General features: G+C 62.0%; 6 protein-coding genes. 2 read left to right on the forward strand and 4 right to left on the reverse strand.

Translation table 11 applies throughout. The features are described from left to right. Positions 1-341: 341 nt before the first annotated feature. Positions 342-1,073, reverse strand: a complete 732-nt coding sequence (locus U1A53_RS22120; RefSeq protein ID WP_322284037.1) for a ThuA domain-containing protein — start codon at positions 1,071-1,073, stop codon at positions 342-344. A 243-nt stretch (positions 1,074-1,316) separates the two neighbouring features. Between U1A53_RS22120 and U1A53_RS22125 the strand changes: the two genes are divergently transcribed. Beyond that, a complete protein-coding gene (locus U1A53_RS22125) occupies positions 1,317-1,928 on the forward strand; it encodes a DUF3267 domain-containing protein (protein ID WP_322284038.1) in 612 nt (203 codons plus the stop codon). Positions 1,929-2,011: 83 nt separating this feature from the next. After that, complete coding sequence (locus tag U1A53_RS22130; protein ID WP_322284039.1) at positions 2,012-2,983, forward strand: hypothetical protein; 972 nt, start codon at positions 2,012-2,014, stop codon at positions 2,981-2,983. Positions 2,984-3,082: 99 nt separating this feature from the next. Here the strand turns inward: U1A53_RS22130 and U1A53_RS22135 are convergent, their stop codons facing one another. The 3 genes from U1A53_RS22135 to U1A53_RS22145 form a co-directional block, all read right to left on the reverse strand. Continuing rightward, positions 3,083-4,480: an amidase gene (locus U1A53_RS22135; RefSeq protein WP_322284040.1), complete on the reverse strand. Its 1,398-nt coding sequence runs from the start codon at positions 4,478-4,480 to the stop codon at positions 3,083-3,085. Between the two features lie 252 nt (positions 4,481-4,732). Further along, complete coding sequence (locus U1A53_RS22140; RefSeq protein ID WP_322284041.1) at positions 4,733-5,353, reverse strand: OmpA family protein; 621 nt, start codon at positions 5,351-5,353, stop codon at positions 4,733-4,735. A 94-nt stretch (positions 5,354-5,447) separates the two neighbouring features. Further along, the gene (locus tag U1A53_RS22145) at positions 5,448-24,680 is read right to left on the reverse strand and encodes a GEVED domain-containing protein (protein ID WP_322284042.1); all 19,233 of its coding nucleotides are present in this window, start codon (positions 24,678-24,680) and stop codon (positions 5,448-5,450) included. Positions 24,681-24,688 lie beyond the last annotated feature (8 nt).

Raw genomic sequence — 24,688 nt, forward strand, 5'->3', positions numbered from 1 at the left:
CCCCGGCTTCAAGGTCAGCAAGACGGTGTGGGTGTCCTGTGCGGTCGCGAGCGATTGCACGCGCACGAGGGCGAAGCGCTGGCCTGTGGGAATAGTGACGGTGCCGGGGAGTTTTTCGAAGTCTTGATCGGATTGTGCATCGGCACTGAGGTCGCAGGTGACTTCGAGCGGCTACGCTGTGCTGTCGGTGCGTGCGATCTTCCATTCGCCGGGCTCATTCTGCTTCGCGGGCGCGCAGTGCTACGCGAAGCGTTGCTGGCGGGTGCAGACGAGCGGGTGAGCCGTTGTTTGCGCGTCAGGAAGAAGCCGTTGCAATGCCGGTTGAATCGTGTGGCGGTTGCTCATGGCGTCTCGCCAGCGGCCCAGCGCAACGCTTCGAGCATGTGACGGCGGCCGAAGCCGGTGTTCAACACGCGGGCATCGTGGCCGATGGCGGTGTAGAAAAACCGGCCTCCCTCCGTCTCGCGCGTCCATGCGGCGGGGTGATCCGCGCCCATCGGCTTCACTCCCATCTGCTGGAATTTCTCCCGCACGGGCTCGAAGGTGGATTCGTCCAGTCGCATGAGGACTTTGACTCCAGGCTGGCCGGTCACGGCCCGGTCGTAGCAGAGCCACTCCTCGGTGATCCAGACCTCCGGTGCAAAGGGCTTCACGGCGGGATGGCTGGCGTTGTCGGGATCAATGATCAGGCGCGCGTGGGTGCGCAGCGAATCGGCGGCAAAGTCGCAGCCGACCAGCCGGCCATACCAATCCCATGCCTGATGGTGAACCGCCGCCGCGTGAACCGCCACGATGCCGTTGCCCTGCCGAAACCAAGTGACGAGATCGGCCTTCTGCGTGTCGGTGAGGTCTTGTCCAAAGTTGGTCGTGCTGTTGAGCACGAGCACTTGATAGCGCATCAGGTCATCAAGGTTGAACTTCTCCGGGTCGTCCGTCTGATCAATGTTCACTCCAATGTCCCAGCCAAAATGAAGGAACCAATGATTGGTGGCCGAGACGGTGGGATGCACATACCACGACGCCTTGCTGAACACCAAGACGTTCTCCAAGTGGCGGCTTGCGGAAATGCTCATGACTTTATGCTGACGGCGGGATCGGGCGGAGTCAAGATCCGGCAAGCATCACTGATTCTGTCAGGTGTGAATCCTGGGGATCGTCACGGTGCTTTTTGGATTGCCTGAGCAGGGCGTGGGAGGGTAAAACGAGAGTTGTGAAGCAGCACGCCCGTGCTTTTCCCATCTGTGTGTCGCCTAGCCAATGGGTGACAGGCCCCGGCAGATGGCAGCGATCATCCATGTTGGGCGGCTGGAGAGCGTATGCGTTTTATCAACGGTCCCATTCCTGAGAGCCGAACGTTTGACCCGGTGACGGCGGGTTGGACGCCACTGCGCACGCCCGATGCGCGCCGTTTCGTGGTGGTGGCTCTTCTATGCACGGTTCCATTCTTGCTGGCGGCAACGGGGTTCTTTCTGGACGAGGGACCGGCCTGGCGCGCGCTGTTTCGGCGGCAGCCTTGGAGTCTGCCGGGTTTCCTGATGCTGCTGGCGGCCTTGGTGCCGGTGCATGAGTTGATTCACGCGCTGGCGTATGGATGCGGGCTGCGCTCACCGAACCTGGTGGTGGGCTTCTGGCGGCAGCGCGGCATTCCCTATGTGCTGTGTGACGAGCCGCTGCCGCGTCGGCGTGTGCTGTGGATGCTGGCGGCTCCTTTCTGTGGGCTGACTCTGCTGCCGCTGCTGGCGGTGCCGTGGCTGTCGGGGGCATGGCTCTCCGGCGTGTTGTTTTTCAGCTTGTTGCACGCGGCGCTGTGTGTGGGCGACGCGGCGGCGTGTCTGCGGCTGCTGCGGCAAGCACCTGCGGATGCCCGCATTCACAACCAGGGGTGGCAAACCTACTGGGCGGTGCCCAAGGATGTGAATGCAAACTGATGATGCACCTCGGCGGAAGTGGCGAGGATTTTGTGGTGGCTGTTTTTCAAGCGGGCCGGTAGGATGAATGGAAATCGGACTCCATGAATGCCAACCTCAATCGTCGGGATTTCGCGTGGCGAACATCGTCGGGTGTTTGCGGTCTGCTGGCCGGTGCGCTCGGCGGCAGCGGACAGTCGGCGGAGCCTGAGCATGATCCGAAAGAGAAGCGGCTCGTGCTGCTGGGGCTCAATGCGCTGGCGAGGGCGCACGAGCTGAATTATTTCTCCGACGGGCATCGCGGGGCGAGCTTGGTCTCCGCTCATCTGATGTGTGTGGAGAATGGTCTGGATGAGCAGGCGACGGCGCGGATTGCTCAACTGTTTGATCTGAACTGGGCGTCGAAGCCGCTGTGCCAGCCGTTTCCCGAGGCTGAGCCTGACCCCGAGCAGGTCAAGAAGATCGGTCAGGCGCTGGCGGAGGGTGGCGGGGTGCTGCGCGAGGTGGGCCACAATGCGATCATGGCAATGCTGGCAATCAAGGGCTTCCGTCTCCTGCCAAGCGCGGCGACGCCGGAGAGAATCGACGGCGTGTGCAAATTGATCCGGTCCTTCAAACCCCGGACTGATGTGGTGCCGGACACGGACGTTGATCCGCCGCCGTTCAACGATGCGGCGGCGGCCTCGACGTTCATCCTGCGTGAGGCCAGCGCATCGGTGGACCGGTTCATCGGATTTGGGCAGGGATTTGCCGGACACATGCTGACCTTCGGCCAGGCGCTGGTTGAACTGGCAGCAATGGGCGATGTGGAATGGGCTGAGAGCTGTCGCACCGCCTTCCGCCAATACGTGACCGTCACCCGTCGTGGGCCCGACAAGGATGCGAGACGCATTCCCGATCACAATCCAAATCCACTGCGGCCCAACAGTGCCGAGTACTGGAAGAAGCGCGGCGACCATGCGGTGGACATCGGCCATGCGTTCAAATACCCCTACAGCTACTACGACCTGCTGCGGAACGTCGATGACCCGGCGTTGAAGCGCGAGTGGGAGGAAAAGGCGTATCACCTGTTTTAGGGGGCGATGCGGTAAGGCGGATGATCCTTCGTTCGCCGCTGATGGTTTTCTGGCGTGCGGACGACGGCGCTTGGCGGACCAAGCGCCCTACCTTTCCTGTCAGCGGCTGGCTTCGATCAGACGGCCGGTCGCGAGAAGTTCCGCCTCGCTCAAGGGCGGGCCGATGAGTTGCAGGCTGGTGACGGGAACGCGTCCACGAGGCAGGGGAACCGGAAGAGCCAGTGCGGGATTGCCGGCAAAATTGACCGCGACGGTGTTTTGGAGATTCAGCATCTTGGCTTCGAAGAGATCAATGCCCAGCAGCCGCAGGCCGGTGGCGGGAACGTCTGAGAGAACCTTTAGCGGATTTAACGCATTGATGTTTTGAAGGTTTGCGATTTCGGCCTCCGCTCTCAAGAGGTCCACTCGCAGCGTGGGCGGCATCGGCGGCGGAGGCGCCTGCAGCGTCGGCAGCGCGATGAAATCGACCTGCTTGAACACCTGGCGCAGCGTGCGCCGCCAGTCGGCCTGCCGCGCCAGTGCCGCGTGATACTGCGTGCTGTAAGCGACGCCGCCGACGAAGATGATGGAGCGGGTGCGGGCGCTGACACCGAGTTTGGCGCTGAACTGGCGGTCACTGATCCAGGCGCCCGCAGCGGCGATGGTGGTGCCGTCCTTGTGGGCCTGTTCCCACTTCACGCGCAAGGCATCCTCGAGGATGATCACTTCGAATCCAGCGCGAGCGAGCGCGTCATCCACCGCCTGGTCGATCTTGGGGTCCGTGCCGCGAAGGACGAGCCGCCCGATCTTGATGGCTTTGGCCGCGGGCCGGTTTTTGACGGCGGCGGCATAGCGTGCGGCAAAGCCACGCTGCAAGAGGTCCATGCCACGCGCCACGCCTGCAACATCCAGCGCCAGTGGTCCGACGGTGTCGAGGTGTTGCGGAGAGATGGGAAACACGCCCTTGAGAGACACGAGTCCGAAGGTCGTCTTCAAACCCACAACGCCACAGCAGGCGGCGGGGACGCGGACGGAGCCGCCCGTGTCCGTGCCAAAGGCAATGTCGGCCTTCCCGGCGGCGACGGCGCAGGCCGAGCCACACGATGAACCACCTGGAACGTACTTCCGCCAACTGTTGAAGGGGTTGGCAGGAGTACCGAAGTAGTCATTGATGCCCGAGGGAGCGACGGCAAACTCGCTGAGGTTCACTTTCCCCACGATGTGCACACCGCGTTGCCGCGCGATGGCGAGGCAGGCGGCATCGCGGGCCGCAGGCGGGCTGTTCCTGGCAAGATGTTCGGAACCAGCCGTGGTGACGACTCCACGCATGTCGATGTTGTCCTTGATGGCGAGTTTCAATCGCTGGCTGTTCCTGGGAGGCGGCCAGTAAGCAATGAAGGTGTGATCGCGCGAGGAGCCTGCGGGTCGTTTGGGCGGAACCACGCAGCCGCTGGAGCAAACAATCAGTCCAAGCGCCAGCAAGAGCCAGGAGGCAAGGGCATGAAGTGGCTTGAGCATGATGACAATAGACATTCAAACAGCGGCATGTCGATGAGATCGGAGGTGAGGATCAAGATGACGCATGAACGGGCCAGGAGGCGATCCATGACAGCAGGTGCCGGATGAGTTTTGGCGCACCCTCAGGAAGTGCGACGGAGACGCCTGCCCGTCGCACTTTTTATTCTCGAGTGTTGGGTTCGTCGAGATGAAGCAGGACACGGGGCGGTGGACTGCCAGACTCGGCGACGCTGGGATCGTGTTCGGTGAGGCTTATTTCTCCACGGTGATCTGCACCCGGCGGTTTTGCTGACGGCCTTCGGGGCTGTCACTGCCGTCGGTATTGGTGTTGGGGGCGACGGGGCGGGTTTCGCCAAAGCCCTGGGTGGAGATCATTTTCTCCGGCACGCTTTTCTTTTTCACCAGCCATGTTTTGACGGCGTCGGCACGCCGCTGGGACATGTCGAGATTGACCTTGTCGCCGCCTTTCGAGTCGGTGTGACCTTCCACGGTCACTTTGCCCTCCGGAAACTCGCCGAGGACGATGGCGACTTTTTCGAGCAGCCTTTCGGCATCCGGACGGACCACGGCCTTGTCGAAGTCGAAGAGCACGTCGCCCTCGAGTTTCATGGTCACCGAGGTGGCGGTTTCCTCCACCTGAAGGGCTCGGCGTGCGGTGGCCACTTCCAGCATCTTGCGCTCCAAGACGAGCTGCTGCTGCTCCAGATCGAGCTGCTTTTTATGCAGCTCCAATTTTTGCTCCTGAAGGTCGAGCCGCTTGCGTTCAAGCGAAGATGGCGAGACGACGGTCTCTTGTGCAAATGCCGCCATCGTGAGGAGTTGCACGGCCATCAGACAGAACAGCCGTTGGTTGATTGGAATGAGTGTTTTCATAACAATATGAACGTGGCTCACACTCCGCCGGTTCACGCGTCAGCATCAAACGTCCGGCATCTTTCCCGCCGTGGTGATCGTAGGCCGTTGCGGCTTACCACGGTGCGCCTTGATTCAGCATCAACGATGTTTCGCGAATGAGGAAGAGGCCTTGGAAGGCGTTTTGCAATGGTGCGGCGGAGGGTTCGCCGGTTTGTGACTGCCAGGACGGCGGTGTGGTGCTGTTGTCGAGGTAGTAGCTGGTGTAGCCGCTTGATTCAGGTGCGGTGTCGCCATTCCAGAGGCGGAGGCGGTCGGCGGTTTCGGGTGCGGCGCCGGAACGGAGGCCGGTGACGGGGGCTGCGAGTGATGTGGGCCAGCCGGGGGCGATCAACTGGGTGCCGGTGGTGAGCGCAGTGGTGAAGCTGTTGGGGCGGACTTCGCCGGTGAAGGTGAGGACGGTGCCGGAGCCGCGAACCTGGACGAGCACGGCCTCGTGCGCGGCGAACGGACGCGAGTTCATGCTGAGAACGTTTTTGAGCCAGGCATCACCGCTGTGGGTGAGTGTGGTGAAGTTGTTCGTGGCATTGTCAAAGAAGAGGACGCGATCTTCGGCGGTGAAGACGGCAGGAGCGAGGAGTTCGCCGAGGGTGTGATGCGGACGGACGATGATGCGGGCGTTGGTGAGGGCGGCGAAGGATGGTGCAGCATCATGCAGCACGAGGGTGTTGCCGGAGCTGGCGGCGGCGTCGATTTCGAAGCGTTGTCCGGCGAGCGTGCCATCGATGACTTCGAGATAATGCGAGCCGGAGGGCAGGGTGGGGATATAGGGCAGCACGATCTCGTTGGCGCTGACAGAGCTGACGCGGCCAGTGAAGACGGCGAGCTTGAGCAGCGGCATGCTGAAGGTGCGCGTGCCGCTGGCGAAGGACTGACGGCTCCAGGCATGAGTGTTGGAGGCAACGGCGGCCTCGGGCACGCCATCGCGGTTGGCATCGAGTTCGATCTTGAGGCGGATAAAGCCGGTGTCGAGGCCCTTGAAGACGAGGAGTTTTTCGAGATTGGCGTACTGGCGGGTGAGGGTGTCGTCGCCGTTGAAGGTGGTGGTGGCGGCGATGGAAACGCGTTTCCATGCGGCGGGATCAGCGGCCTGGGTGAGATCGGTGAGCGATTCGAGTTTGATGATGATGTCATCACGCGTGGCGATGGGCTGGGTGAGCAGGGCGATGATGCTGCCGGCGCTGTCTTGTGTGAGTGTGAAGCGGTTGGGCTGAAGCGCATTGACCGGATCGGTGCCGAGGGCGTATTCGAGCAGGTTGGCGAGCCCGTCTTCGTCAGGATCATCCGTGGCACCGCCGAGGGCGCTGTCTTGAGCCCATGTGGCGAAGGTCGTCGCGCCGGGCAGCACCGTGGCGGTGAAGCCGTCGGTGACGATGTAACGTCTGGCGCGCTCGCCTGCGGCGAAACCGCTGCCAGCAGGAGCGACGACACCGAGATCGCGGGTGAGATCGACGCGTGCATCGATGTCATCATCGAGGGAACCCTCACCGCCCGACTCGGCGGCACCGACGGGGCACAGGCCGGGACGCAATGTGAAGACCGCAGTGCTGGCCCCATTGACGGCGGGGTCATTGTTGAAGACGAGATCCTGTCCGGCATCGTCATCGCCCGCGACGACGGCGGACATCGGCTGGAGTCCTTCCAAGGGCATGCCGGTGACGAACTGCGAGGCGGGGATGTGCAGGAAGTAACTGCCTGGATTCAAATCTTCGAGGTAGTAGCGTCCCTTGCAACTGCAGCCGGAGGAACCGACGCTGACAGGCTCATCCACGCCCGGAGTGGCACCTTGGGCGTAGAGTTCGACGAAGATGTTGCCGAGGCTTTCACCTTCGTTGCGGACGCCGTCGCCGTTGATGTCGAGGAAGATGAAGTTTCCGACGGCCACGCTGGACCAGAGACCGAAGTCGAGGGTCAGGTTGGTGTCCGTGTCGGTGTCGCCATCGGTGATGGATTCAGCCGCGCCGGTGAGGGTGATCACCGGACTGAACAAGGCGGTGCCGGAGCCGCCGGGCTGCGCGCCGTCGTTGTTGTTGTCGATGTCATCGTCGGTGGTGGCGGCAGTGCCGCCGGTCAGGGTGTAATCGGCCGGCGGGGTGACTTTGACGTAGTATTTGCCAGGCGGAACACTGGTGAAGAGGTAGGTGCCAGAGGCTGGCGTGAGAATGTCGCCTCCCGTCTGGAGGTCCGCAGCGGTGCCGGTGCCGCCGATGGCGTTATCATCGCCGGTGGCAAAGAGCTGCACGAGCGCGCCTTCGAGGCCGGGTTCGCCTGTGTCCTTAACGCCATTGTTGTTGGAGTCCTCGAAGACGAGATTGCCGAGCGAGAGCGTGCGCACGACCAGGATGTAATCGAGCGTTGAGAAGCAGCCGTAAGCATCCGTGGCACGGATGGTGAAGGCGAAGGAACCGGTGACGGAAGGCACGCCGGCGATGATGCCGGTGCTGGAGAGGGAGAGGCCGGTGGGCAGAGCGCCGGTTTGCAAGAAATAGGAATAGGGGGCGGTGCCGTTGGAGGTGGTGAGGGTTTGGTTATAGGCACCGCCGAGATAGGCGGCGGGCAGTGTGGAAGGCACCAAGGTGAGCACCGGGCAGGCAGGTGTGAGCGTGTAGTTGCGCGTGCCGGAGCAACCGTGCGCGTCCGTGGCGCGGAGGGTGAAGGTGGCGGTGTTCGAAGTTGTGGGCGTGCCACTGATCACGCCTGTGCCCGGATTGAGAGTCAATCCAACAGGCAGGCTGCCGCTGCTGACGGCAAAGGTGTATGGCGTGATACTGCCGCTGGCGCTCACGGTCTGGCTGTAGGCCGTGCCCACCGTGCTGCTGGCCAGGCCGGCCGGACTGAGAGTGATCACCGGGCAGATTTGCAGGCTGATCGTCTGCGTGCCTTGGCATCCATAGGTGTCAGTGACACGCACGGTGATGCTCGTGGCGGGATTGGCTGCTGCGCTGGGTGTGCCGGAGATGATGCCGGAGCCGGCATTCAGGCTCAGGCCGGCCGGCAGGGCTCCGCTGATGACGGTCCACGAACTGTAGGGTGCGGTGCCGCCACTGGCAGTGAGCGTGCGTGAGTAGGCCGTGCCAACGGTGCCCTGGGTGAGCGATGCAGGAGTGATGCTGATGACCGGGCAAGCGGGTGCCATGGTGTAGTCACGTGAGCCGGTGCAGCCGTTGGCATCTGTGGCGGTGACGGTGAAACTGACCGTGGCACTGCTCGTGGGGGTGCCGCTGATGACGCCCGTGGCACTGTCAAGCGCCAGACCGGCCGGCAGGGCACCGCTGGTCACATTGAAAACAAACGGAGAATGGATGCCTGCGGTGGTCAGTGTCTGCGACCAAGCGGTGCCGACGGTGGAGGCGAGCAGCGAAGCCGGGCTGATGTTGAATGGCACGCAACTGATCATCGACAGGTGATCCTCCACTTCCCCTGTGCCGCCAGCGCCGAAGGATGTTGGATCCTGGAGGGTGGTGAGGCGGAAACGCGCCCCGCGTGTTCCTGGGATGGCATTCACCGGAATGTTGAAGGCGATGTTTTGAGAATCGCCATTCGTTCCATTGGCGATGACGAGATTCGTGGCGATCTGTTCGCCCGCATCGGTGAAGGAGCCGTTGTTGTTGAAGTCGATCCAGCCATTCAGATAACCGGGAGAGCCGCTGTTGTTGGTGACCACCACGACGGCGCTGCTGGCGGTGCCGGGCATCAGAACGGGGAGCGTCACGCCATCCTCGTCATCACTGCCGATGGTGTCATCGCCAGTAGCAGCCGCATTTGTCGTCGGCAAATACTCCGTGTCGGCCAAGGCTCCCATGCGCAGATCGGAGCTGGCAATGTTGGATGCGTCCGCCACACCGCTCAAGTCGCCATAGTCGGTGACGGGCACGGAAATGGTGGCCGGATAATCCTCCACCTCCCCGAGGCCGGAATTCCCGGTGGCTCCGGGTGAAAGGATGCTCGTCAGCCGGAAGCGCGTCCCAAGGCTGGCGCCGGTGATTGCGTTGGCGGGAATGGTGAGGTTGAGATTGATCGTGGCGGCGGTCGTTCCTGAAGCGACGAGGAGATTGGTGGCGATCTGCTCGCCCGCATCGGCGACGGAGCCGTTGTTGTTGAAATCGAACCACGCGTTGAGATAGGCCGGCGCGGCGGTCGTGTTGGTCACCACCACCGGAATGGTGGCTGGAGCGCCAGCGGTCATGGTGGGAAGCACCACGCCGTCTTCGTCATCCAGTTCGGTATTATCATCGCCTGAGGCCGTGGAGTTGCGTGTCGAGGCAAATTCCGTGTCTGCCAGAGTCCCCAGGCGCAAACCCGGATCAATGGTGGACGATGCATCTGCCAAGCCGCTCCAGTCTCCATAGTCCAGCGGTGGCGGTGAAATGGTCGTGACATAGTCTTCCACCTCGCCCGTTCCATCGAGTCCGGTGGGGCCAGGTGTGGAGAGGGAGGTCAGCCGGACACGCACTCCGAGTGAAACTCCGGTCAAAGCGGCAGGCGGCACGGTGAAAGCGAGGTTGCGTGTGCTGTTGGCAGTTCCGGTGGCGACCACCACGTTCGTGGCGACCTGCTCACCGGCGTCGGTGAGCACGCCGTTGTTGTTGAAGTCAATCCAGGCGTTGAGATAGGCCGCCACGCCACTGTTGTTGGTGACGACCACAGGAATGCTGACCGGTGCGCCCGCCATCAGGGAGGGCAGTGTCACACCATCCTCGTCATCAACGCCTGTGGTGTCGTCTCCGGTGGCGGCGACGTTTGTGAGGGCGGTGTACTCGGCATCCACCAAGGTTCCCATGCGCAGGGAATTGCTGGCGGTGCTGCTGGCCGCTGCAAAGCGGGAGTGGTCACCCTGGTCTGTCGTGGGAGCGGCAATGCTGGCCACATAGTCCTCCACTTCGCCCGCTCCTCCTGCATTGCCCGTGGCTCCAGGTGTGCCGGTGGTCGTGAGGCGGAAACGCACACCGATGTTCGTGCCAGTGACGGCGGTAGTTGGCACGGTGATGCTGGGATTGAGCGCGAGGCCGTTGCTACCAGCGGCCACGACAAGGTTGGAGATGAACTGCTCGCCGCTGTCAGTGAAAACACCGTTGTTGTTGAAGTCGATCCACGCATGGAGATAGGCCGCCGAGCCAGTGAGATTGGTCACGGTGACCGGTACGTTGAAAGTGCCGCCGGCGGTGAGGGAGGGCAGTGTCACGCCGTCTTCGTCGTCAGTGTCGGCGTTGTCGTCCCCGGTGGCGGTGGCATTGGTGGCCGCCAGATATTCGGCGTCCACCAGTGTGCCCAGGAACAGGTTGCTGCTCACACCGTTGGCAGCGCTGGCGGCACCGCTCCAGTCACCGAAATCATTCGTCGCCGAGGCGATGACCACGGCGTAGTCCTCGACTTCGCCGCTGCCCGAGGCACCTGTGGGGCCGGTGCTTGACGAATTGGTCAACCGGAACCGCACGGCGCGGTTGGCACCCGGATTGGCCGTCACCGGCACGGTGAAGGTGACCTGCTGCGCGCTTTTGAAGGGCGGATTCACGCTCCAAGGGGCGAGATACTGGCCGGCGATGACGACTGGACCGGTGCTGGTGCCTGGAAGCTCCCAGGCTGCGGCCAGGCTGTCGCCACCGCCGCCTTCCTTCATCAAAGCTTCGATGTAATAGGGCTTTCCAGCCTCCAGCGTGATCTTGACCGACTTCTGCTCTGAATACTTCGTCCACTCCAGCGATCCGGTCCATACCAGCACGCGGGCGATGAGCGCGGCGTTGGCGGTTGTCTCGTCCGTGCTGAGGAAAAGCTGTGTCTCGTCATCACCGGACACCCAGAAGGTGTACTCACCGCTGACGGGAGGATAAATCCAGCCGCGCATGCGCTGCCCCATGTTGTCCGCCCAATCGACCGGGGCGGTGAAGTTGGTGCGATAGTCGTAACCCGTGGGGGTGTTGGGGTAATTGCCATTGCTGGTCAGATTGACAACGCTGCTGCCACTGATGCCGGTCCAGTACTCGCGCAGAATGGTGCCGGTGTTCATCGGGGAGATCAACCGGGCCGCTTCCAAACGCTCGCCGCCGCTGCCGAGGGTGGCGTTGTTGAGCACCCCATCGTTGTTGAAGTCGATCCAGGCATGCAGCCAGGCGTTGGCACCGGAATTGTTCTGTACTGTGAGGGGAAGAGTGGCGCTGGAGCCGGGATCAATGCTGGCAGGCACGACCACACCGTCTTCGTCATCGAGGCCGGTGGTGTCATCTCCCATGGCCGTGGCATTCGTGGTGGCGGCAAATTCAGTGTCCACGGTGGCTCCAATTAGCAGACTTGCGTTCCGCGTGCTGCTGGCGGCGGCCAGGTTTGAATGGTCGCCGAAGTCCGTCGTCGGGGCGGCGATGGCCACGGCGTAGTCTTCAATTTCACCGGCTAGGGGGTTGGTGCCGGTGGGACCAAGGCCGCTGGGCGCGGAAAGGCGGAAGCGCAGGCCGAGATTTGTGCCGGTGACCGTCGTGGCGGGCACTGTGACAGTCAGATTGGTGACGCCGTCGGTTGTGCCGGTGGGGACAATGATGTTCGTGGCCACCTGCTCGCCGCTGTCGGTCAGAACGCCGTTGTTATTGAAGTCGATCCATGCGTTGAGGAAGCCATTGGCACCGGTTTCATTGGTCATTGTGACCGGGATCGTCACCGTCTGGCCGGCGATCATGGAGGGTACCGCCACACCGTCCTCGTCATCCACGCCCGCAGTGTCGTCACCGGTGGCGGTGGCGTTGCGGATGGAGACGAATTCAGGGTCGAGCAACGTACCTATGTGCAGAGCGGGGTTGACCCCTTGTGAAGCGTCGGCAAAGCCGCTGAAGTCGCCAAAATCCGTCGTCGGCGCGAGGATGGTGACGAGGTGATCCTCCACCTCGCCGTTGCCGCTGCTGCCAGACACGCCCGGGCTGGTGGTGCTGGTGAAGCGGAAGCGCGCGCCGAGATTCACACCGGTCAGCGATGCGGCGGGGACGGTGAAGTTCAGGTTCTGCGTGACGTTGTTCGTACCCGAGACGATCAGCACGTTGGTGGCGATCTGCTCGCCCGCATCGGCGATGCTGCCGTTGTTGTTAAAGTCGATCCAGGCGTTCAAGTAGGCATTCGTGCCGGTCACGTTGGTCACCTGCACCGGGATGGAGGCCGGAGCGCCTGCGGTCATGGCAGGGAAGACCACGCCGTCCTCGTCATCTTGCGCGATGGTGTCATCCCCGCTGGCGGCGGCGTTGATGGTGGCGGTGTACTCGGTGTCAATCAATGTACCGAGGCGCAGTCCAGATGCCGCCGTGCTGCTGGCGCTGCTGAAGCTGGCAAAGTCGCCGAAATCCGTCGTCGGGGCGGCGATGTTGATGACATAGTCCTCCACTTCACCCACGCCGCCCGCGCTGGTCGAGCCAGGTGAGAGGTCATTGGAGATACGCACGCGCACAGCGAGGTTTGTTCCGGTGACGGCGGTGGGCGGCACCGTGAGATTGATGCTGCGCGAGGCATTGCTGGTGCCGGTGGTGATCGAGCCATTGTTGGCCACCTGCTCGCCGCTGTCGTTGAAGACGCCGTTGTTATTGAAATCGATCCAGGCGTTCAGATAGGCCGTGGAGCCGGTGTTGTTGGTCACCACCGTGGTAATCGTCGCCGGCGCGCCGGCGGTCATCGACGGCAGCGTGACGCCGTCCTCGTCATCCACGCCGTTGGTGTCATCGCCGGTGGCGGAGGCATTGCGGGTGGAGGCGTATTCCGTGTCCACCAACGTGCCGAGGCGCAGGTTGGTGCTGGCGGTGTTGGAGACTTCCGGTGCGCCGCTGAAATCGCCAAAGTCGGTCAGAGGTGCCAGAATGACGATCGGATGATCTTCCACTTCCCCCTGGCCTGCCTGGCCGGTAGGGCCTGGATTTTGGATGTCTGTGAGCCGGAACCGAGTGCCCAGGCTGGTGGCGGCGGTGACGGCATTTGTCGGGATGTTGAAATTGAGGTTCAGCGTGTCGTTCGTAGTTCCGTCGGACACGATGACATTGGTGGCGACCTGTTCGCCCGCGTCGGTGAGCACGCCGTTGTTGTTGAAGTCAATCCAGGCGTTGAGATAGGCTTCTGCGCCCGATGTGTTTGACACCGTCACCGGCAGTGTCACCGGCTGGCCGGCGGTGACGGAGGGGAAGGACAATCCATCTTCGTCATCACTGCCGGTGATGTCATCACCATCGGCATTGGCGGTCTTGCTGGGCGAACCTTCCGCGTCCACCAGCGCTCCGAGGCGGAGGTTGGTGCTGATCGTGCTGCTGGCATTTGCCAGATCGAGTTCATCGCCGAAATCAGTCGTGGGTATGACAATCGTCGCGGTGTGGTCCTCGACTTCACCATTCCCATCCAGGCCATCAACTCCAGGTGTGGTGACGCTGGTCAGACGCACGCGAATGCCCGCCGTTCCAAGGCTCGCAGCAACAGGCGCGGTGAAATTAATGGCACTGCTGGCATTCGAGGTGCCGGTGACGATGGCGGTGTTCACCGCAACCTGTTCACCAGCATCCGTGAGCACGCCATTGCGGTTGAAGTCGATCCAGGCGTTCAAGTAAGCGGTGCTGCCGCTGGTGTTGGTGAGATTGACCGTCAGACTGCCTGCGGCCCCCTGGGCGATACTGGCAGGGATAGTTACACCGTCCTCGTCATCGCTGCCGTTCAAATCGTCCGTTGTGGCATTGGCATTCGTGTCGAGGCCACCTTCCGAATCCGTCAGGCTGCCGATGCGCAGCGTGTTGTTGGTCTTGCTGCTGGCGCTGGGGAATGTGGCAAGATCGCCGAAGTCTGTGTTGGCCACGATGGTCGTCGTATAGTCCTCCACTTCGCCACTTCCATCCTGACCATCCGGTCCGGGACTGCTCGTGCTGGTCAGGCGCACACGCACGCCTGCCGTGCCGACCTTCACAATGGCAGGCACAGTGAAGCCAACCGTGCGGTTCGAGTTTGAAGTGCCGGAGGCGACCGTCGTGTTGCTGGCGACCTGCTCGCCTGCGTCGGTGAGCACGCCGTTGCCGTTGAAGTCGATCCAGGCGTTCAGATAAGCGGTGGAGCCGATGGTGTTGGTGACGTTCACCGTCAGGCTTGTGGCTGTGCCTTGGGTGATGGACGCAGGCACGGTCACGCCGTCCTCGTCATCGCTGCCGTTGGTGTCGTCACCTGTCGCGGCGGCATTCGTCGCGGCCTGGCCTTCCACATCCACCAAGGCACCGATGCGCAACCGGTTGTTTGCGACGCTGGTGGCGGACGAAAAGAGATTAAAGTCAGCGTAGTCCAAGGTCGGCGCGGCGATGGAAACGACATAGTCCTCTACCTCACCCATGCCGTTTGTACCCGTCGGGCCAGGAGTGGCCGTGCTGGTCAGGCGGAAACGCGCTCCGCGCCCTCCGCCCACCGAGGCACTCGTGGGAACGTCGAAGGTGACGTTGATCGTGGCTCCAGTCGTTCCATCCGACACGAGCACGTTGGTGGCGATCTGTTCGCCGACGTCGGAAGCACTGCCGTTGTTGTTGTAGTCGATCCACGCATTCAGATAGGCGGCGGCTCCGGTGTTGTTGGTCACATTGACCGGAACTGTGATCAGGCCACCTGCGACGATCGATGCGGGCATCGTCACGCCGTCTTCATCATCGACCCCGGTGGTATCGTCGCCAGTGGCGGCGCTGTTCGTGGTTTGGGCGCCTTCCAAATCGGTGAGCGCGCCTATTTTAAGCGCGGAGTTGGCGGTGCTGCTGACGGAGGCAAAACCGCTGAAGTCACCGAAGTCCTGCGTGGGTGCCAGGAAGGCAACCACATAATCTTCCGTCTCGCCCTTGGCGCCGCTGCTCACCGGTGTGGTGGCGGCATTGTCAGTGAAACGGAAGCGCACGCCGCGCTGCGGGCCGACACTGGCATTCATGGGGACGGCAAAGTTGATGTTGACGGTCTGCAAGGACGCGCTGGCGGGGACGGCGGCGTTGTAGATGCGCTCGCCACCGCTGGCGACATCGGTGTTGTTGAACGTGCCGTCATTATTGAGGTCGATCCACGCCTGAAGGTAACGGTTTGCCGTGTTAAGATTGAACACGCTGACCGGAATGACCACGTTCGTTCCATGTGTCATGCTGGCGGGCATGATCACGCCGTCCTCGTCATTGCCATCGGCGGTCGCGTCGGCGTCGGGAGTGACGCTTTCCTCCTCATCCACGATCTCACCGAGACGGATGTTGGTGGTCAGGATGGTGCTGGCCGTGGTGGTGGCGGCACCGCTGCCATTCCAGTCGCCGAAGTCGAGCGGGATGGGGATGACATCGAGGAAGTTGTTGTTCGGATAACTGATGAGCATCGTGACATTCACCGGGATGCGGTTGTCATTGGCACCGCCGGTGTCCGCGACGTTCACAAAAGTCGGGAGATTGTCCTGCACGATGACATAATCACCCGCACCGAGGTTGAGGAACTCGTAGTAGCCCGTTTCGTCGGTGGTGGTGAAGGCTTGAACGCTGCCATCCGCAGGATCACCGTCGGCATCTGGATCGCTGTAGAGAGTGATGGTCACGTTTTCCAAGGCGGTGTCGCCGCCGCCGAAGCCGACGGTGCCGATGTCCTCGTAAACCGAGCCGGAAATCGTGGCGGCGAGCAGTTGGAGGCTGGCGGAACTGCTGGAGGAAGGCACGGGATCGCCATTGGCATCAAACGCGTTGGTGACTGCCACGGTGTTGCTGGCCGGGTTGGCATTGCCCTTGGCACGAAGAGTGACGGTGACTGTGAAGGTTTCGCCGACGGCGAGGCTGCCAACATCGGTGACGTCATTCCAAACAAGGCTGCCAGCACCGAAGGCGTCGGGCGTGATGGTGGCAAAAACGTAATCGAAATTGGCATCGCTGAAGGTGTCTTCCAGCGGCAGGGTCGTGAGCGTCGTGGTGCCGGTGTTTTGCAGCGTGAGGTTGAACACGACGTCGTCACCCTTGCTCGCCGGGCCGGGGTTGGGGCTGACGAGCGTCTTGGTCACCGTCACGGCCGGGCGTGTCACGATGACGGGGACGCTGGAGGACGCGGTAGGGCCGCCGCTGGTGGTGACGTTCACCGTATTGAGGGCGGGATTCGCAGCGGCAAGGCCGGTGAAGTTCACGATCAAGTCCACGCTCTGTCCTGAGTTCAGCGGTCCCACATTGGTCCAGGTCAGGCTGCCACTGGCCACGGTGGTGGGAGTCGCGGAAGCGGAGACATAGCTCAGGCTGGCGGCGGGGAAAGTGTCCACCACTTGAACGGTGTTGAGCGTTGTGTTGCCCGTGTTCGTCACACGGATGCGATACTGGGCTGCCTCACCCACGATGATCTGGCCGTCGGCGGGCGAGAGCAGCGTTTGGATCACCGAAACATCAGGCATGATGGCGGGAACGGTGGCGGTTGCGTTGCTCGTGTCGGTTGAATCTGTGGGGTCCACATAAGACACGGTCAAAACAGCACCTGCCGGAACATAAAGAGTTCCATTGTTACTGCTGCCTGCCACCGTGGAACTGGCGGGGATGCTGTAAACGAAGACGCCGGTGTCGATGCCCGTCTCGGTCAGCGTGACCTGCTCGCTGTCACCGCTGCTGCTGGTGATGGTGGCGAGGAGAGTCTCGGCGACAGTAATGTTGATGTTCTGGTCGATGTCCGTCACACGCACCGCGACCTGTTCGTTGAGAGCAAAGGTCGTCGTTTCGGTGCCATTCGAACCCGTGGTGAAGACCGCGAAGCCTAGCGTTCCGAGATCGAGCGAACTCAGTGTGACGATGGCCGATTTCGACGAGGTGATGGTGTTTTCATAGCCTTCCTTGGCGGTGGCGGAGATGGTGACGGGGCCTTCGAGGCTGCCAGCAGTCCAGACGTATTGATAGGTCTTCGTCGCCGCAGTGGTTTCGACCACATTGGCCACGGTCAGCGTGGCGGAAACGTCGCTGGCACTGCCAGGCGCGTCGATGGTGAAAGGAACGGTCGTGATGTCATAGGCACCGAAGGGATCGCCGACGGTGACGCGCACATACACTTTCTCGCCGAGATTTGGCGCGGTGGTGGCAGTGCCACCGGGATACGGGGCGTCATAAACAGCGATGGAGTCAGTGTGGATGACGGTGTTTGTCGGCAGGCTGACTTTGGAAGGATAAGTACTGCTGTCGTAGAGCACGGAGAAGTCAGCCTCGCCCGCGTTTGCGATGGTGAGGCTGAGAGACTGGCCGGAGACGAGATTCACGGCACTGGCGAGCACGGTGTTCCAGTCGAGACGGTAGATCGAAGTGCCGGTGGTGGCCGGTTTGATCGAAACCGCCCCCAGTGCCCAGGAATCAGGCGAGGTCGTCCAGGACATCGACACCGAGGAGGCCCCGGCCTTGGTGCTCGCAGCTCCAGTGATGCCGGAGTCGCTATCGGCTTGGGTCAGTTTCATGCGCTGCGTCTGTCCACTGCCGGGCGCTGTGATCGTATCAGCATCATCCAGCGCCAGAACATCAAACACCAACTCTCCTGATGCGGAGACGAGTGTGAGCGAAGGGGCGGGTGCTGAGTCGCCCTGATCCGACTGGGCGGAAGCAAAGGTGCCCAGGGGTGTGCTTTGATGCACACCGCTGAACGTGGAGGCCACGGTCACCACCGCGTCGTCACAGGCCTGATTGAGCGTGACCACGACATTGGCTGTTCCGCTGGGAGGATTGACGAGCCGCCAGATTTCCATGCGGGCCTCGCCTTCCGCAGATTGTTGAGATCCAACTTTCACCAGGGACTGGCCGGAGTAGGTGACACTGTTCACCAAGGTGCTTTGGATGTCCGACTCAATGGCGACACCGACGAGCAGCAGCCGGTTGCTTCCCGTTCCGGTGGTGTGAGCCCAGGTGTGAGAGGAAAAAGTCGGGCTTGTGCCAGTTCCGGTGCCTGCGCGCTTCTGTGATGTCGAAGTGGCGTCCAGGGTCACCGGCTGCCCTCCGCTGCCGCTCACCAGCGTCGCGTTGGGGCTGTCCAATGAGGCTATGGTGACGCCGCCATTTTTGAGCGTGGCGGTGATGGCCGGGGTGGCCGGGAGCACCGCAGGCGGAAACTCCGCGTAGGCGGTGACGCCCAGATTGCCACCGGCCGGCATGCTGAAGTTTTCGGCAAACGCGGGTGTCTGTGTCCAGGTGGCGCCACTGCCCGCGGCATCGGCCGCAGGCTTGATCGACACGGCGGCCATCACCGCGTCCTCGTAGTCGAGAATGTCATAGCGCAGGGACACGGATGCGGCGCCAGGCTTGGTGCTGGAAGCGCCGCTCACATAATTGAAGCCGCTGTTGTTCCAGAGCTGCGTCTGCCCGGATGCGGAGGAAACGCCTTGGTTGACGGATGAATACTCGTCCACGGCGACGCTGGAATAAACAAGTTCGTCCGTGGCCGAGGCGAAGGTGCCGGAGACGAAGTAATCACTACCGTTGGCGGCATAATTGGAAGACGAGCCCAACGGCGTGGTTTGATGGACGCCGGTGAAGGTGGTCGCAGAGGCGATGACGGATGACGCCGTGGAACCGATGGACACAACCACATTGGCAGCGCTCGAGGACGGATTGATCAGGCGGTAGATGTAAGTGCGGACTGCGGCACCGCTGTAAGCGGCAGCCACCTGGGTCATGGCGGTGCCACCAAAGGTCACACCCGTCACGGTACCGGGAGCAGGGTCGGCATCGTTCGCGGTGGTGTTGCCCACGGAAATGGCCACCAGCAGCAGGCGGTTGTCACCACTGCCCGGCGTGTGGGAGAAACTGAGCGTGCCTCCGGAGGCGACGGATCCGCTGGAACCCGAGGTGGTCGCGGCGGCGACAATGGCGGAAACGCCTCCTGGGGCCAAAGTGGCTGTTTCCGACGTGGTGCTGTCACCCGTGACCACAGGATCAATGCGGTCGAGATCGCCGGTCATGTCGCCGTTGGCACCATCGGCGTCGAGGTAGAGTTGCTTGAACAGGCTCGGTGAGACGATCGTGGTGGTGTCCATGCCCGTCTCCCCGGTCACTCCGTTCGTGTAAGTTCCCGTGACGACGACGCCAACCTGAACGTTGAGTGTGCCGTCGGCTGTTCCCAGGCCGGCGGTCGTGGAAGTTGGCAGCGGCGTTGTGTTGCGGAAGATGCCGGTGTTCGGGCCGGTTTCAGTCAGCGTGATCGTCTCCACGTCCCCTGTGTTCGTGTTGGTAATATGGGCTGTGATAGTCTCGACCGCCGCCGTGGCGGTGTTGGCATCGTTGTCGTTGACAGTGGCGTGGATGCCGTCACCGGGCTGGTAGGAAACGGAGGTGCCGACATTGTTGGTGAAGTCGAGGGTGCAGACAGAGGAGGAGCCTCCTCCAGGAATCACTTCGACGACATCGGTCGCGGCCAGGCCAGGATAACCAGCAGCACTGACGCTGTTGCTGATGGTGCCCGACGCTGTGATTGTGGCGCGGAATTTGATGACGGTGCTTTCCTTCGGATTGAGGATCGGAATCACCAGGCCGCTTTCATCCAGCGGGAACGGTGTGGTTCCACTCTCTGTGACGGCCATGCCATCGCGGATCGTGGAATACCGCACGTACGTCAGCTTGGCGTTTGGCAGCGTGTCCACGATGCTGATCGCCGTGAGGGCGAAGAGGGTTTTGTTCTCGAGCGTGACCGTGTATTCGAGAACGTCGCCGATGCTGTATCCGGCCGGTGCGGTGTCCAGCACGATGTTCGACACCTTGGAGAGGAGAGGCGCAGGATAGTTTGGCAGAGTGTTGCCAAGATCGAGGAAGGGGCGTGCCGGACCCGCGACAGCGGGATCCTGACCCCAGGCACCAATGATCTGCGTGCCGTCCAGCGTGTACAAGCGGGTGCCGGACTGGTCTTTGTCCGATTCATAGATGCGATTGACGGACAGCAGGCTGGCGTTCAACGCGAGGTCATATTTTTGGCCTGAGGGATCGGTCAAAGGGCCATTGCGGTCACCATTGTAGTCCACATAGATGGTGGTGGACTTGGTGGGCGTGACCCAGATCGGACTGCCATTCTGACTGCCGTCATCGCTGCCAGCTCCCCAGCCGACGACGACCTCGGTGCTCAAGAAATCCTTGGGCACCAGAGCATAAGCCCAGTCATGCACATTGTTTTGGTTGGCCTCCGCGCCCACGGTGCCGAGACCCCAGAAGGGTTTGCTGCCGACGCTGGTGAAACGTGCTCCGGAGTTCTGCGGCATGAGGTAACGGTAGGTGCTCTTTGCAGGAATCGAGAAGGAGCCGGAACCCGTCTGGGTCGCATAGTTGACCGTGATGGCAGCCGTGTCCGGATTGTAGAGGAAAACGTGCGTGTCATCTCCGTCAGCGGCGGTGCCGACAGGCGCATAGTACTCGCTCGACCATTTCTCGCGTGGCGGCACGTTGGCGCCACGGGTTTCGAAGTTGGCATTGATGTCACCAAAGAACTCGATGACCTGCGCGGGCTTGGAAGTGGTGATGGCGGCCCCTTTCTTGATGCCGGAGTTGATCAGATAGGATTCGCCTTTGTTGAGGGTCACGGTGGTTTCCACGGTGCCGTTGGCGTCCTTGTCGATTTGCACCGTGGTGCCATTCTCCGCCGCCATGATGTACGCAGCGCAGTGCTCGAACATGGAACTGCTCAGTGGCGACGGATAGATGATGTCTTCACCCACGGGAAGCACGAAGGTTTTGCCCCAGTCATTCAAAGCACGCACTTCGACCGAGTTGGCGAGAAGTGGCCCGGGATCCGTGAACCAGGCGGCCCGGGTCATCACAATGCCATAAGTCGAGCCAAGGCGGTCACGTCCGTCATACAGAATGGCGGATGCATTACGCGGCAACGGCACGTTGTTGCGCATGGTGATGACGGAACCGGCAGTGAACGAGGCCGGATCGTTCGCATAGCCTGGAGGTTTGCCGTTGGCGTTATTGCCGTCTCCCCAGATCAAGGTGCCCGGCTGCACTGGGTTTTTGAGATCCATCTCATAACCATCCTCCCAGTGGTCGAACACGATCTTGGTGGCTGCAATGGGCACGGTGACAGTGATGACGGAGTCCGCGATCGCATTCACCTTGGGAGCCAGCACGAGGTAGTCTTCCCGGATCTGGGCTTCCGGCTGTGGCACAAACCATTCCTGAACGATCGGCAGTCCCAGATTGCCGGTGGCCGGCGGGCTGGCGATGGTGACGGCGTAGTCTTCGGTTTCACCATTCGCACCACTGCTGGTGGGTGTGGTGGCCGCGTTGTCGGTGAAACGGAAACGCGCACCGCGCTGCGTGCCAGCACTTGCACCCGCAGGCACGGTGAGAATGACGTTGAGCGTCTGCGAGGATGCGCTGGCAGGAACCGCCGCATTGTAAATGCGCTCGCCACCGCTGGCGACATCCGTGTTGTTGAACGTGCCGTCATTGTTGAAGTCGATCCATCCCTGGAGGTAGCGGCCAGCCGCGTTGTTGTTGAACACGTTCACCAGGATGGTCACGTTGGCTCCCTGCGTGAGGTAGGCAGGAATGGCCACGCCGTCCTCGTCATCCGTGCCAGCGAGGTCGTCCGTGGTTGCGGCAGCGTTCGTGGTGGTGGCCGCCTCGGCATCGACCGTGGCACCGAGACGAATGTTGGTGTTGCGAATCGTGCTGGCTGAGGCCGTGGCGGCACCGGAGCCGTTCCAGTCACCGAACTCAATGTTCACCGGTGCGATCGTATAGCTGCGTGTGCCGGTGCATCCATAGTTGTCCGTGGCACGAACCGTGAACGTGGCTGCTGTTCCGTTGACAGGCGTGCCGGTGATCGCACCGGTACTGGTGTTCAAGCTCAGTCCAGCAGGCAGCGCACCGCTTGTTACCGCGAAAGTGTAAGGCATGGTGCCAGTGCCGCCGCTCAAGGTCTGGTTGTAAGCAAAGCCCGCCACGCCATCAGGCAGTGTCGCGGGATTCACCGTGATGGTCGGGCAGGCGGGGGTGATGGTGTATTCCCGCGTGCCCTGGCAGCCATTCGCGTCCACGGCGCGGATGGTGAACGTGGCGCTCGTGGTGCTGTTCGGCGTGCCACTGATCACGCCCGTGCTGGGGTTCAAGGTGGCCCAGGAAGGTAATGCACCGCTGGTCACCGCGAAGGTATAAGGCGCGGCACCGCCGCTGCCGCTCATTGTCTGTGGGTAGCTGGTGCCAACCACCGCACTCGCTGCGGAGGCTGGATTCACCGTGATGACAGGGCAGACTTGCACGACGTAGGACCGGCTGAACTGACAGCCGTAGGTGTCGGTGGCCCGAATCGTGACGCTGACACCTGCGCCGTTGCTGGTGGTGGGAGTGCCGCTGAGCACGCCGCCAGTGCTCAAGGACAAGCCCGTCGGCAGCGTGCCTGAAGTCACTGTATAAGTGTAGGGGGCTGTGCCACCAGAAGCCGTGAGTGTCTGGCTGTAGGCGCTGCCCATGTAGGCATCTGGAACCGTGGTGGGTGTCAGACTGATCGTGGGACAGACCGGGGTGACGGTATAAGCACGCGAACCGGTGCAGCCATTCGCCCCCGTCGCAGTGACGGTGAAAGATGCCGCCGCGCTGCTGGTAGGAGTGCCGGAAAGAACACCGGTGTTCTCATCAAGACTCAGCCCTGCCGGCAAAGCGCCGGAGGTCACGTCATAGGTGAATGTGGTGGTGGAGCCGGAGGCGGTGAGCGACTGCGAATACGCCGTGCCTACGCCCGGGACCGCCGGAGTCGTGGGACTGATCGTGACGGTGGGGCAGGCCAGTGTCATGACATAGTCCTCGACCTCACCACTGCCATCTGCACCATCGGGGCCTGGGGTGCTGGTGGAGGTTAAACGCACGCGCACCCCCGCCACACCTGGAGTGGCTGTGGCTGGCACCGTAAAGTTCACGGTGCGGTTCGAGTTCGAGGTTCCTGAGGCCACCGTGGTATTCGTGGCGATCTGCTCGCCACTGTCCGTCAGCACGCCGTTGCCATTGAAGTCGATCCACGCGTTCAAATAGGTCGTGGAGCCAATCGTGTTGGTGACGTTCACCGTCAGGCTGCCCGCCACTCCCAGTACCACGCTGGCCGGAACGGTCACACCATTTTCATCATCTAGGTTGGTGGTGTCATCGCCCGTGGCCGTGGCATTGGTCGTGGCGGTGATCTCGGCATCCGTGGTGGAACCGATTTTCAATGTCGAGTTTACCGTGCTGCTGGCGCTGGGGAAAGACGCATGGTCACCGAAATCGGCTGTTCCCACCACGATCGCGTAATCTTCGACCTCACCCTTGAGTGTCGATGCCCCGCTGAAGATGGGAGCCGTGCTGCTTTCACTGATGCGTATGCGCAGATACTTGGTTCCAGCCGTGATGCCCGCAGGCGGTGTGAGTGTGAAATTGTAAGTGCCGGAAATGTTGACCGTCTGGGCCGACAGGGTTTCGTTCGTGTCCACCACATCGTTGTCGCCATTCCAGTCGGCAAACACATTGATGCGCGCGGTGCTTCCTGAAAGCGAGGCTGCGTTCACCGTGACAGGGATGGCCAGCATCGTCGATGTGCCCGCCGTCAGCGCAGGCATGGTGAGGTCTTCATCATCCACACCCGTTGTGTCATCCGCCGTTGCAGTGCCTGTACTCGGATTGCTGGCCTCCGTGTCGGTGGCGTTCGTGCCGATACGGATGTTGGAGTTGGCCACCTGCGTGGCAGAGGCAAACAACCCGTAGTCACCAAAATCCGTTTCAGGAATGATGGTGAGCAGGTGATCCTCCACCTCGCCATTCCCATCGGCGCCGTCGGTTCCGGGACTGCTGACGCTCGTCAGACGCACACGCACACCCACTGCTCCCAGTGTGGCATTGGACGGCACGGTGAAATTGAGCGTGCGGTTCGAGTTCGATGTGCCGGAGGCGACGGTGACGTTCGTTGCGATCTGTGACCCCGCGCTGGTGATGTTGCCATTGTTGTTCCAGTCGATCCAGACATTGAGATAAGTGGTGGAGCCCGTGGTGTTGGTCACATTCACCACCAGACTGCCGGAGACACCTCGAGCGATGGTCACAGGCACCGTGACTCCGTCTTCGTCATCACTGCCGGTCAGGTCATCGCCAGTCGCCGTCGCATTGGTCGTGGCGGCGGATTCCTTGTCCGTGGTGGCACCGATCTTCAGGGTCGTCACCACCGTGCTGCTGGCGCTTGAAAACAAACTGAAGTCACCAAAGTCCGAGGTCTGAGCCTGTGCCACCCCACTGGTCATGAGCACGGCCGCCAGCGCGCCGCACAACGAAGCGACAAAGCGCCCCGCTGGCAGGCGGCACGCTGGGGCGTCGGTTCGTGATGTGTTCTCCCTCATGGGGTGCT

Source organism: Prosthecobacter sp., assembly GCF_034366625.1.
Taxonomy (GTDB): domain Bacteria; phylum Verrucomicrobiota; class Verrucomicrobiia; order Verrucomicrobiales; family Verrucomicrobiaceae; genus Prosthecobacter.